An 11929-nucleotide genomic window follows, 5' to 3' on the forward strand; every position below is an offset into this window, starting at 1 on the left:
GGGAGGCATGCGAAGGACTCGGCCGATCCGGAAGAGCCGGCTGATCCGTCGCCTCCGGCGCACCGGCCGCCGATCGGCGGCCGCACCCGGTCCCGAGGCCCTGTACCGCCATGATCGAACCTCCCCGCCCGTACATCCGTGCCCTGTCTTCGAAGGTAGGCGCGGAATGATCAGCGGGACAGATCACGCGGGGAAAGCGCCCCCTTCCGCTCCCCCGGTTCACTCCGAGCGCCTGCTCGGTCGGGTGAATAGGCGGGGGCGGGTGGATACACCCTAGGGGTGGGGGAACCGAGGGGGGACCGTGGAGCGGCGGCAGTGGATGTACCCCGTGGTCGCCGCTCCACGGGCAGACACCCGCGGGTCCCCGGCCTGAACGGGCCGGGCCGGGTCAGCCGAAGACGGCCAGGCTCTTCGCCTTGCCCTTCTGCTCCTCGACGAGCGCGAGGAAGCGGCCCTCGGGGTCGAAGACGGCCACGGGACCGGTGCCCGCGTACTCGTCGGGCATCTCCAGCCGCACGCCGTTGGTGAGCAGCCGGGCCCGCTTGGCGTCCACGTTCCAGCGCGGGAACGCGGCCGCGGCGGCCTCCGCGATCGGCATCACGGTCAGCTCCTGCTGGAGCTGGTCGAGGGTGCGTGCCGAGTCCAGCTTGTACGGCCCGACGCGCGTGCGGCGCAGGGCGGTGAGGTGTCCGCCCACGCCCAGGTCGGCGCCCAGATCACGGGCGAGGGCCCGGATGTAGGTGCCGGAGGAGCAGACCACCGAGACCACCAGGTCGAGCACCGGGGTGCCGTCCTCGGCGACGGCGTCCCGGACGTCGTACACGGCGAAGGACGAGACGGTCACGGGTCGCGCGGGGATCTCGAAGTCCTCGCCCTCCCGCGCCCGCTTGTACGACCGCACACCGTCGATCTTGATGGCGCTGACCCTGGACGGCACCTGCATGATGTCGCCGGTCAGCTTGGCGATGCCGGCGTCGACGGCTTCGCGGGTGACCTTGGAGGCGTCGGTGGACGAGGTGATGTCGCCCTCGGCGTCGTCGGTGACCGTGTTCTGGCCGAGACGGACGGTGCCGAGGTACTCCTTCTCGGTGAGAGCTAGGTGCCCGAGGAGCTTCGTCGCCTTCTCGATGCCGAGGACGAGGACGCCCGTTGCCATGGGGTCGAGGGTGCCGGCGTGGCCGACGCGGCGGGTCCTTGCGATGCCCCGCATCTTGGCGACGACGTCGTGCGAAGTGAAGCCCGACGGCTTGTCGACGATGACGAGGCCGTCGGGCGGGGTGGGCTTGCTGGTCATTCGGCGGCGTCGTCCGTCTCGTCGGCCTCGTCCTCGGCACCCGGCTTCTTGTACGGGTCCGCCTCACCGGCGTAGGCGGCGCCGGCGGAGGCCTCGCGCACCTTCGCGTCGGAGGCGCGCGCCTTGTCCAGGAGGTCCTCGATGTTCCGGGCGGTGTCCGGGAGGGCGTCCGCGACGAAGGCCAGGGTCGGCGTGAACTTCACGCCGGCCGCACGGCCGACCTCGGAGCGCAGGATGCCCTTGGCGCTCTCCAGGCCCGCGGCCGCGGCCTTCCGCTCCTCTTCGTCGCCGTAGACGGTGTAGAAGACGGTCGCCTCCCGCAGGTCCCCGGTGACCCGGGTGTCCGTGATGGTGACGTGCGAGCCGAGCCGCGGGTCCTTGATCCCGCGCTGCAGCTTCTGGGCCACCACCTCTCGGATGAGGTCCGCCAGCCTTTTCGCCCGCGCGTTGTCGGCCACTGGTCCGTCTCCCGTTCTTTCTTCTCTGCGTTGTGTGGAGTTCTGTGGAGTTGTGCGGTCTAGTCGTCGTCACCGTGGAAACGCCGTCGCACGGACAGCAGTTCCACCTCGGGGCGCGCGGCGACCAGTCGCTCGCACCGGTCCAGCACGTCGGTGAGGTGTGTCGCGTCTCCGGAGACCACGGCGAGGCCGATGATGGCTCGCCGGTGGAGGTCCATGTGGTCCACCTCGGCCGCGCTCACGGCGTACTTCCGCTGGAGTTCGGCGACGATCGGGCGGACGACGGAGCGCTTCTCCTTCAGCGACCGTACGTCGCCGAGGAGGAGGTCGAAGGACAGAGTCCCCACGTACATGTGTGTAGCCGGTTCACCCGCCGGTACGGGATCGATGGCCCTGCGTAGGTGTGAGCAGGGACATCAGAACCGTACAACGAACCTGCCGGTGGCTCGACGGGGTTTGTCTTTGCCCGCCCACCCACCCGACTCGGTCGGCTGGAAGGCCGGCCCAGCCCTGGGGCTCCGCCCCAGACCCCACCCGACGGGGGCTGCGCCCCCCCCTACGGCTCGCCCACCCGCCCACTCGACTCGGTCGGCGGGATGGTCACCCACCCTGGGGCTCCCGCCCCAGCCCCCGGGCGGGGGCTCCGCCCCCTGCACCCCCGAACAGGGCCGACCTTGCGGTCGAGGAGGCGCGAGGGCGCCCCGCCGACCAACCAAGCCCGGCGGACGGACCCCACGAGGGTGCCAGGGACGAGATCCCCAGCCAGGCTCCGAGGCAGGCCCCGGGACCGGGCCGGTCGGCCCTTCCGGCCAACCGAGAAGGGTGGGCGAATGGGCAAACCAAAGGGTGCAGGGGACGGAGTCCCACCCGGGTTCTGGGACGGGGTCCCACCTGGGTTCTGGAGCGGAGCCCCAGGACCGGGCGGGCACCTTTCCAGCCGACCCCAGTCGGATGTGCGAGTGGGCAGACTGCTGGCCGACAGGGAGTGATCCCCGTCGGCCAGCGTCAGCCGTCGGCCGCGATTACGCCCGCGGCTTCTCGCGCATCTCGTACGTCGCGATGACGTCGTCGACCTTGATGTCGTTGAAGTTTCCGAGGTTGATACCGCCCTCGAAGCCTTCGCGGATCTCGGTGACGTCGTCCTTGAAGCGACGCAGACCGGAGATGGTGAGGTTCTCCGCGACGACCTTGCCGTCGCGGATGAGGCGCGCCTTGGTGTTGCGCTTGACCTCGCCCGAGCGGATGAGAACACCCGCGATGTTGCCGAGCTTGGACGACTTGAAGACCTCGCGGATCTCCGCCGTACCGAGCTCGACCTCCTCGAACTCCGGCTTGAGCATGCCCTTGAGGGCCGCCTCGATCTCCTCGATCGCCTGGTAGATGACCGAGTAGTAGCGGACGTCCACGCCCTCGCGCTCGGCCATCTGCGCCGCGCGGCCTGCCGCACGGACGTTGAAGCCGATCACGATGGCGTCCGAGCCCATCGCCAGGTCGATGTCGGACTCCGTGACCGCACCGACGCCGCGGTGCAGGACGCGGATGTCGACCTCTTCGCCGACGTCCAGCTGGAGCAGGGAGGACTCCAGGGCCTCGACGGAACCAGAAGCGTCACCCTTGATGATCAGGTTCAGCTGCTGGACCTCGCCGGCCTTCAGCACCTTGTCCAGGTCCTCCAGGGACACGCGGCGCGTGCGCTTGGCGAACGCGGCGTTGCGCTCACGGGCGGCGCGCTTCTCGGCGATCTGACGGGCCGTACGGTCCTCGTCGACCACCAGGAAGTTGTCGCCCGCACCCGGGACGTTGGTCAGACCCAGGACCTGCACCGGCGTCGACGGGCCCGCCTCGGCGACGTTGTTGCCGTTGTCGTCGAGCATGGCGCGGACTCGGCCGTAGGCGTCGCCCACGACCATCGTGTCGCCGACCCGCAGCGTTCCTCGCTGGACGAGGACCGTCGCCACGGCACCACGGCCGCGGTCGAGCCGGGACTCGATCGAGATGCCCTGCGCGTCCTGGGCCGGGTTGGCCCGCAGGTCGAGCGAGGCGTCGGCCGTGAGGACGACGGCCTCCAGGAGGCTGTCGATGTGCAGACCCTGCTTGGCGGAGATGTCGACGAACATCGTGTCGCCGCCGTACTCCTCGGCCACCAGGCCGTACTCGGTCAGCTGACCGCGCACCTTGGTCGGGTCGGCGCCTTCGACGTCGATCTTGTTGACCGCGACGACGATCGGGACGTCGGCCGCCTTGGCGTGGTTGAGCGCCTCGACCGTCTGCGGCATGACGCCGTCGTTGGCCGCGACGACCAGGATCGCGATGTCGGTCGACTTCGCACCACGGGCACGCATGGCGGTGAACGCCTCGTGACCCGGGGTGTCGATGAAGGTGATCTTGCGCTCTTCGTCGTTGACCTCGGTCGCGACCTGGTAGGCACCGATGTGCTGGGTGATGCCGCCGGCCTCGCCCGCGATGACGTTCGTCTTGCGGATGGCGTCGAGCAGTCGGGTCTTGCCGTGGTCGACGTGACCCATGACGGTGACGACCGGCGGACGGACCACCAGGTCCTCCTCGTCGCCCTCGTCCTCGCCGAACTCGATGTCGAAGGACTCGAGCAGCTCGCGGTCCTCCTCCTCGGGGCTGACGATCTGAACTCCGTAGTTCATCTCGCCCGCGAGGAGCTGCAGCGTCTCGTCGGAGACGGACTGCGTGGCCGTGACCATCTCGCCCAGGTTCATCATGACCGCGACGAGCGACGCCGGGTTGGCGTTGATCTTCTCCGCGAAGTCGGTGAGGGAGGCACCGCGCGACAGGCGAATGGTCTCGCCGTTGCCGCGAGGCAGCATCACGCCGCCGACCGACGGGGCCTGCATGGCCTCGTACTCCTGGCGCCTCTGCCGCTTCGACTTGCGACCGCGACGCGCGGGACCACCGGGACGACCGAAGGCACCCTGCGTGCCACCACGGCCACCGGGACCACCCGGACGACCGCCGAAGCCGGGACGGCCACCGCCGCCACCGCCGAAGCCGCCGCCACCACCGGCACCGGGGCCACCGCCACCGGGACGGCCTGCGAAGCCGCCACCACCCGGACGGGCACCGCCGCCACCGGGACGACCGGCGAAGCCGCCGCCGCCGCCCGGACGGCCACCGCCGCCACCGGGACGACCGGCACCGGCCGGACCACGCCCACCACCGGGGCCGCCGCCGGGACGCGGGCCGGCAGCGGGACGCTGCGGCATCATGCCGGGGTTCGGACGCGGACCACCGGGACCGCCGCCGGGACGCGGACCGCCCTGCGGACGGGGCATGCCGGACGGGCTCGGACGGGAACCGCCCGGAGCCTGCGGACGCGGACCGCCGCCCTGGGCGCCGGGCGCCTGCGGACGGGGGCCGGCGCCGGGGCCGCCGGGGCCGCCATGGCCGCCGGGACGGGGTCCGCCCTGCGGACGGGGCGCCTGCGGGCGCGCCATGCCGGTGGAGCCACCGGACGTGAAGGGGTTGTTGCCCGGACGCGGACCGGCCGGACGGGCACCCGGACGCGGGGCCTGGGCACCGGGACGCTGACCGCCCTGACCCGGACGGGCCTGGCCCTGGCCGGGGCCGGACGGACGGGCGCCGGGCTTCGGGCCGCCGGGGCCGGGACGGGCACCGGGGCGCGGACCCTGCTGCGCGGCGGCCGGGGACGGAGCCGGGGCCGACGGCGGGGCCGTGAACTCGGGCGCGGCCGGAGCCGGACGCGGCGCGGGCTTGGGACCCGGGACCGGACGCGGACCGGAAGCGGCCGGCGCGGGGGTCACCGGGGCCGGAGCCGCGGGGGCCGCGGGCTGCGGGGCCGCGGGAGGCTTGGGGGCGGCCGGCTTGGGAGCAGCCGGACGGGCCGCCTGCACCGGAGAGGGCGCGGCGGGCCTGGGGGCAGCCTTGCGCGGGGCGGGCTTGCCGGCGGACTTGCCGTTGCCACCCTGGAAGGCGTCAGTCAGCTTGCGTACAACGGGCGCCTCGATCGTCGAGGACGCCGAACGGACGAATTCACCGAGTTCCTGGAGCTTGGCCATGACGACCTTGCTCTCAACCCCGAACTCCTTGGCGAGTTCGTATACCCGGACCTTAGCCACTTCGCTCCTTTTAGGTCCGGGTGCGTCCGGACCGTCGCTACTTCATGGGCGTACTCATCGCGTGCTCATCGAGTGCTCATCGCAATCTCGACCTACTTCCAACTCGCGGGGTACCAGAGCCGCGCGGACGTTCCGTGCGACGCTTCTTACGGTGTTGCCTGCTCGGCAACTGTCGTCTGCTCGACGTACCGGCGCAACGCCTTTGTGTCGAGCGCTCCCGGGGCGCGAAGCGCCCTCGTGAACGCCCGGCGGCGTACCGCCTGGTCGAGACAGACCAGGGCAGGGTGCACATAGGCACCCCGGCCGGGCAGCGTACCGCGAGGATCGGGGACACAGGTGTCCTTGATCGCCACGATGCGCAGCAGTTGCGTCTTGGCCGATCGCTCCCGACACCCCACACAGGTGCGTTCAGGGCATGCTCGGGCGTGCATCCGGCCAGACACAGCTAAGTCTACCTCCCCGCGGCGACCTCACCCTTTTGGGTAAGGTCTCGAACAGTTGCCGCGTTGTAACCTGACGTAATCTGAGCCACCGCAGGCCGAGATCTATTCCCCGGGCTGCTCCGTGTCCGGACGGATGTCGATCCGCCAGCCGGTGAGCCGGGCCGCGAGGCGGGCGTTCTGGCCCTCCTTGCCGATCGCCAGCGACAGCTGGTAGTCCGGCACGGTGACCCGGGCGGACCGGGATGCCAGGTCGACGACCTCCACCTTGGACACCCGCGCGGGTGACAGCGCGTTCGCCACCATCTCGGCCGGGTCGTCCGACCAGTCGACGATGTCGATCTTCTCGCCGTTCAGCTCGGCCATCACGTTGCGCACCCGGCCGCCCATGGGACCGATGCACGCGCCCTTGGCGTTCAGACCCGAACGGGTGGACCGGACGGCGATCTTCGTGCGATGACCTGCCTCACGGGCGATCGCGGCGATCTCGACGGACCCGTCGGCGATCTCCGGCACCTCCAGGGCGAAGAGCTTCTTCACCAGATTGGGATGTGTACGCGAAAGGGTGACGGACGGACCGCGCACACCCTTCGCCACCCGGACGACGTACGAGCGCAGACGCATGCCGTGCTGGTACGACTCCCCCGGCACCTGCTCCTGCACCGGCAGGATGGCCTCCAGCTTGCCGATGTCGACGAGCACGTTCTTGGGGTCGCGCCCCTGCTGGACCACACCGGTGACGATGTCGCCCTCGCGGCCGGCGTACTCGCCGAGCGTCGCGTCGTCCTCGGCGTCGCGCAGCCGCTGCAGGATCACCTGCTTGGCGGTGGTCGCGGCGATGCGGCCGAAGCCGGACGGGGTGTCGTCGAACTCGCGGGGCTCCTGGCCCTCTTCGAGGTCCTCGGGGTCCTCCTTCGCCCACACGGTCACATGCCCGGTCTCCCGGTTGAGCTCCACGCGCGCGTGCCGGCGGCTTCCCTCGGTGCGGTGATAGGCGATGAGGAGGGCCGACTCGATCGCCTCGACCAGCAGGTCGAAGGAGATCTCCTTCTCCCGTACCAAGCCCCGCAGGGCACTCATGTCGATGTCCACGGCTACGCCTCCTCTTCCTTCTCGTTCTTGTCCTTGCGGCTGAACTCGACCTGCACGCGCGCCCTGTCGATGTCGGGGAAGGCGAGTCTGCGGGCGGTGGCCTTGCGGCCCTTCACTCCGGGGACTTCCAGGTCGAGACCCTCGTCGTCGACCTTCAGGATCCTGGCGACCAGTTCGCCGCCCTCGGCCAGCTGGAACTTGACCAGCCGGTCCACGGCGCGCACATAGTGCCGGTGTTCCGTGAGGAGGCGCTCCGCGCCCGGGGTTCCGACCTCCAGGTCGTAGGCGCCCTCGCCCATCGCTTCCGTCTCGTCGAGCTTCGCCGAGAGCGCACGGCTCACATCGGCGATCCGGTCCAGGTCCGCACCGGTGTCGGAGTCGACGACCACGCGCAGCACTCGCTTGCGTCCGACGGAGTCCACGGCGATCTCTTCGAGATCCAGGCCCTGTGAGGCGACGAGCGGTTCCAGCAGTTCCCGCAGCCTCTCGCTCTGGGTGGTGCTCATCCGGGTGACTCCTCGGCCGCGTGTGCTGTTGTGGGATGGGTCGCGTGTCTGGTCAAAGGGTATCCGGTCGCGGACGGTGTTGCCGTCCACCCGGGGGCCGGGCGGTGCCGATGACGGGTGCCGGGCGGTGCCGGTGACTGGTGCCGGACGGGTGCGCGGGTACCGTGATCACTGGCGTAGCCCGCCCCCCTTCTTCGTACGAGTTCCCGAGGACGTCTGCCGTGCCGTTCCCCCCGCTCTCGCGCACCCCCTCGGGGCCGCGCAGAAGGTCCCTGCTCGCCTCGGCCGCGGGGGCGGCCCTGCTCGTGGGCTGTTCCTCGGGCGCCGATCCGCACGGCGACACGGGCGGCGGTCCGTCGGCCACCGAGCGGGCACGCGCGCGTGCGGCCCGGGACAGCCTGGGGCTGGTGGAGCGGTACGACGCGGTGATCGCCGTACATCCGGCGCTCGCGGAGCGGCTGCGGCCACTGCGGGCCGAGGTCGCGGCGCACGCGCGGGCGTTCACGGACGGCACGCCCACGCCCGCGCCGTCGCGCTCGTCGAAGCCGAAGGAGTCCGGCTCGGCGTCCCCGTCCGCCTCCCCGACCGTCCCGGCGGTCGAGAAGGACGCCCTCGCCGATCTCGCCGCCGCCGAGCGGTCGCTGGCCGACCGCCGGGCCAAGGCCCTTCTGGACGTCCCGGGCGAGCTGGCCCGGCTGCTGGCCTCGGTGGCGGCGGCCGGGGCGGCGCACGCGTATCTGCTGACGGAGGCTGGCAAGTGAGCGACGAGACCAAGAACGGCGAACTGAAGGCGTTGCAGGCGGCGCTGGCCGCCGAGCACGCGGCGGTGTACGGCTACGGGGTCGTCGGCGGGCGGATCGGCAAGGAGCGGCGGACCCAGGCGCAGACGGCGTACGACGCGCACCGGGCCCGGCGGGACGCGCTGGCGCGCGAGGTGCGCGACCTGGGCGGTGAGCCCATCGCCGCGAGCGCCGGGTACGCCCTGCCCTTCCCGGTGCCGGACTCGGCCGCGGCGGTCCGGCTCGCCGCCGAACTGGAGGACCGGGTGGCCGGGGTGTACTCCGACCTGGTGCGGGCGGCCATGGGCCAACGACGCGGCGCGACCGCCGCGGCGCTGCGGGAAGCAGCGGTGCGGGCAGTGCGCTGGCGCGGGGAGAGCGTAGCCTTCCCTGGTCTCGCCGAGCGGGCGGGCCAGGCGGCCGGTACGGCATCGCCCTCGGCGTCGGCCTCGGCCTCGGCGACCGCGTCGGCGTGACCGAACACGCCGCCCCGTACAGCAGGAAGGGAACGACTCGCGCATGGCTTTCGAACCGCCGCAGCGCCTGGCAAGGGCACTCGGTGAGACGGCGCCCGAGGGCGACGACTGGTTGGAGAAGCTGCCGGAGGCGGCACAACAGGCCGTCGCGCTACGCGAGTTGACCGTCGAGCGGGTCCAGGTGCCGGGCGGCCGCAGCAGCCTCGTCGTGCTGGTGCGGCGGCCGGACGGCACCCCTGCCGTGCTGAAGCTGGCCCCGCCCCGGGCCCGGCCGGAGAGCGAGCGGGCGGCGCTGCGGCACTGGGACGGCCTGGGCGCCGTACAACTGCTGGAACCCGCCGCGACCGAGGGCGTGCTCCTGCTGGAACGACTGCATCCGGACGTGTCGCTGCGGTCGCTGCCGGAGGCGAAGGCACTGCTGGAGGCGGCGGGGACGCTGCGACGGCTGTGGGTGGAGCCTCCGGGCGACGACGCCGCGCCCCGCTTCGAGACCGTGGCCGAACGGACCGGCCGACAGGCGGAGGCGATGCGGGCGAGCGCCGGTACGGATCCGGAGGCGGCGCCACTGGTCGACGCGGCGCTCGCGGTCCGCGCGGAACTGCTGGCCGCGCCGCCCGAGCACCGGCTGCTGCACGGCACCTTCCGGCAGAGCAAGGTCCTCGCCGGTGAACGTTCGCCGTGGCTGGCGGTGGGCCCGGACCCGGTGGTCGGCGAGTGCGCCTTCGACCTGGCCCGGCTGGTGCGCGACCGCGTGGAGGACCTGATCGCCGCACCGTCGGGAGCGGCGACCACCCGCCGACGGGTCAAACGGCTCGCCGAGTCCCTGGACGTGGACCAGGACCGGCTGCGCGGCTGGACCCTGTTCCGGGCCGTGGAGTCCGGGGTACGAGCGCTCCGGGTGGGACGGCCGAAGGATGCCGAGCTGTTGCTGGAGTTCGCCGGGTGGCTCTAGGCCTGGCGAGCCGGAGTCGGTGCCGGCGGCGGCCGTCAGGGTGACTGCCGCCGCCGTCGGGTTCTGCGGAGTTCCCCTACCGCGCCGTGAGGCGGGCGATCGCCTCGTCCACCGTCAGTTCCTCGCGCTCACCCGTCTTGCGGTCCTTGAGCTCCAGGACGCCCTCGGCGGAGCGGCGGCCCGCCACCAGGATCTGCGGTACGCCGATGAGCTCGGCGTCCGTGAACTTCACGCCCGGGGAGACGCCGGCCCGGTCGTCGACCAGGACGCGCAGGCCCGCCGCCCGCAGCTTCTCGGAGACGTCCAGGGCGAGCTCGGTCTGCAGGGCCTTGCCGGCGGCGACGACGTGGACGTCGGCCGGGGCGACCTCCTTGGGCCACACCAGGCCGTGCTCGTCGGCGCTCTGCTCGGCGATGGCGGCCACCGCACGGGAGACACCGATGCCGTAGGAGCCCATGGTCACGCGGACCGGCTTGCCGTTCTGGCCCAGCACATCGAGCTTGAGGGCGTCGGTGTACTTGCGGCCCAGCTGGAAGATGTGGCCGATCTCGATGGCGCGGTCGAGCTTGAGACCGGTGCCGCACTTCGGGCACGGGTCGCCCTCCTGCACCACCACGACGTCGACGTACGTGTCCACCTCGAAGTCACGGCCCGCGACGACGCTCTTCGCGTGCATGCCCGCCTTGTTGGCACCGGTGATCCAGGAGGTGCCGGGGGCGACGCGCGGGTCGGCGAGGTACTTGACCTTCTCCAGGCCCTGCGGGCCGACGTAACCGCGGACCAGGTCCGGGCGGTTGGCGAAGTCGGCCTCGGTGACCATCTCGACGACCGCCGGGGCGAAGTGCGCCTCGACCTTGCCCATGTCGACCTCGCGGTCGCCCGGGACGCCTACGGCGACGATCTCGCCGTCGACCTTCACGAGGAGGTTCTTGAGGGTGGCGGAGGCCGGGACGCCGAGGTGGGCGGCGAGGGTCTCGATGGTGGGGGTGTCCGGGGTCGGGATCTCCTCGGCGGCGGGCACGTCGGTGGCGTCCACCGGCTTCAGCTCGTACGTGATCGCCTCGGTGTTGGCCGCGAAGTCGCAGTTCGGGCAGTCGGCGAAGGTGTCCTCGCCGGCCTCGGCCGGGGCGAGGAACTCCTCGGACTTGGAGCCGCCCATGGCACCGGCGGTCGCGGCGCAGATGCGGTAGTCGAGGCCGAGGCGCTCGAAGACCCGCTGGTAGGCCTGGCGGTGCAGGGCGTAGGACCGGGCGAGGCCCTCGTCCTCGGTGTCGAAGGAGTACGAGTCCTTCATCAGGAACTCGCGGCCGCGCAGGATGCCCGCGCGGGGACGGGCCTCGTCACGGAACTTGGTCTGGATCTGGTAGAGGATGACGGGCAGGTCCTTGTAGGAGGACGCCTGGTCCTTCACCAGCAGGGTGAAGATCTCCTCGTGGGTCGGGCCGAGGAGGTAGTCGCCGCCCTTGCGGTCCTGCAGCCGGAACAGCTCGGCGCCGTACTCGTCCCAGCGGCCCGTCGCCTCGTAGGGTTCCCGCGGCAGCAGGGCGGGGAGCGACACCTCCTGGGCGCCGATCGCGTCCATCTCCTCGCGGACGATGCGCTCCACGTTGGAGAGGACCTTCTTGCCGAGCGGCAGCCAGCTCCAGATGCCGGCCGCGGTGCGGCGGACGTAGCCGGCCCGGACGAGGAGCTTGTGGCTGAGGACCTCGGCGTCCGCCGGGTCGTCGCGCAGCGTCTTCGCCATCAACTGGGACATGCGCTGGACCGGTGCGTTCGCCATGGTTCTCGTACTCCTGCCGGGAAAGGGTGATGGCAAGGAGGTTAGC

11 protein-coding genes are annotated in these 11929 nt (G+C 71.8%); 3 read left to right on the plus strand and 8 right to left on the minus strand.

Translation table 11 applies throughout. From position 1 onward, the window contains the following. Positions 1 to 388 precede the first annotated feature (388 nt). The 7 genes from truB to rimP form a co-directional block, all read right to left on the minus strand. Complete coding sequence (gene truB / locus AB0I54_RS26415; protein ID WP_363298640.1) at positions 389 to 1294, minus strand: tRNA pseudouridine(55) synthase TruB; 906 nt, start codon at positions 1292 to 1294, stop codon at positions 389 to 391. Further along, positions 1291 to 1752, minus strand: coding sequence for a 30S ribosome-binding factor RbfA (gene rbfA, locus AB0I54_RS26420; RefSeq protein ID WP_363298641.1), 462 nt, complete (start codon positions 1750 to 1752; stop codon positions 1291 to 1293). Before rbfA ends, truB begins: the two co-directional genes overlap by 4 nt. A 59-nt stretch (positions 1753 to 1811) precedes the next feature. Beyond that, the gene (locus AB0I54_RS26425) at positions 1812 to 2105 is read right to left on the minus strand and encodes a DUF503 domain-containing protein (protein WP_363298642.1); all 294 of its coding nucleotides are present in this window, start codon (positions 2103 to 2105) and stop codon (positions 1812 to 1814) included. A gap of 669 nt (positions 2106 to 2774) precedes the next feature. Further along, positions 2775 to 5858, minus strand: coding sequence for a translation initiation factor IF-2 (gene infB / locus AB0I54_RS26430; RefSeq protein ID WP_363298643.1), 3084 nt, complete (start codon positions 5856 to 5858; stop codon positions 2775 to 2777). A 146-nt stretch (positions 5859 to 6004) separates the two neighbouring features. After that, positions 6005 to 6301, minus strand: coding sequence for a YlxR family protein (locus AB0I54_RS26435; protein WP_363298644.1), 297 nt, complete (start codon positions 6299 to 6301; stop codon positions 6005 to 6007). 102 nt (positions 6302 to 6403) lie between these two features. Continuing rightward, the gene (gene nusA / locus AB0I54_RS26440; protein WP_363298645.1) at positions 6404 to 7390 is read right to left on the minus strand and encodes a transcription termination factor NusA; all 987 of its coding nucleotides are present in this window, start codon (positions 7388 to 7390) and stop codon (positions 6404 to 6406) included. 2 nt (positions 7391 to 7392) lie between these two features. Beyond that, complete coding sequence (gene rimP / locus AB0I54_RS26445; RefSeq protein WP_363298646.1) at positions 7393 to 7896, minus strand: ribosome maturation factor RimP; 504 nt, start codon at positions 7894 to 7896, stop codon at positions 7393 to 7395. A 221-nt stretch (positions 7897 to 8117) separates the two neighbouring features. Here rimP and AB0I54_RS26450 point away from each other — a divergent pair, with 221 nt between their 5' ends. Genes AB0I54_RS26450 through AB0I54_RS26460 form a run of 3 tightly spaced genes read left to right on the plus strand, consistent with a single transcriptional unit; the run spans position 8118 to position 10103 of the window. Further along, the gene (locus AB0I54_RS26450) at positions 8118 to 8657 is read left to right on the plus strand and encodes a hypothetical protein (RefSeq protein WP_363298647.1); all 540 of its coding nucleotides are present in this window, start codon (positions 8118 to 8120) and stop codon (positions 8655 to 8657) included. Continuing rightward, entirely contained in the window at positions 8654 to 9151 is a 498-nt protein-coding gene (locus tag AB0I54_RS26455) for a ferritin-like domain-containing protein (protein ID WP_363298648.1), read from the plus strand. The genes AB0I54_RS26450 and AB0I54_RS26455 overlap by 4 nt, the downstream gene beginning before the upstream one ends. A gap of 43 nt (positions 9152 to 9194) precedes the next feature. After that, positions 9195 to 10103, plus strand: a complete 909-nt coding sequence (locus AB0I54_RS26460; protein ID WP_363298649.1) for an aminoglycoside phosphotransferase family protein — start codon at positions 9195 to 9197, stop codon at positions 10101 to 10103. Between the two features lie 76 nt (positions 10104 to 10179). Here AB0I54_RS26460 and AB0I54_RS26465 read toward each other — a convergent pair whose 3' ends face one another. After that, positions 10180 to 11883: a proline--tRNA ligase gene (locus tag AB0I54_RS26465; RefSeq protein ID WP_363298650.1), complete on the minus strand. Its 1704-nt coding sequence runs from the start codon at positions 11881 to 11883 to the stop codon at positions 10180 to 10182. Positions 11884 to 11929 lie beyond the last annotated feature (46 nt).

The sequence above is a fragment of the Streptomyces sp. NPDC050625 genome (assembly GCF_040654755.1).
GTDB lineage: Bacteria > Actinomycetota > Actinomycetes > Streptomycetales > Streptomycetaceae > Streptomyces.

Bases quoted from the DNA above. Each gene is read 5' to 3' on its own strand.
- truB (WP_363298640.1), bottom strand. From the start codon at position 1,294: ATGACCAGCAAGCCCACCCCGCCCGACGGCCTCGTCATCGTCGACAAG.
- AB0I54_RS26425 (WP_363298642.1), bottom strand. From the start codon at position 2,105: ATGTACGTGGGGACTCTGTCCTTCGACCTCCTCCTCGGCGACGTACGG.
- rimP (WP_363298646.1), bottom strand. From the start codon at position 7,896: ATGAGCACCACCCAGAGCGAGAGGCTGCGGGAACTGCTGGAACCGCTC.
- AB0I54_RS26460 (WP_363298649.1), top strand. From the start codon at position 9,195: ATGGCTTTCGAACCGCCGCAGCGCCTGGCAAGGGCACTCGGTGAGACG.
- AB0I54_RS26465 (WP_363298650.1), bottom strand. From the start codon at position 11,883: ATGGCGAACGCACCGGTCCAGCGCATGTCCCAGTTGATGGCGAAGACG.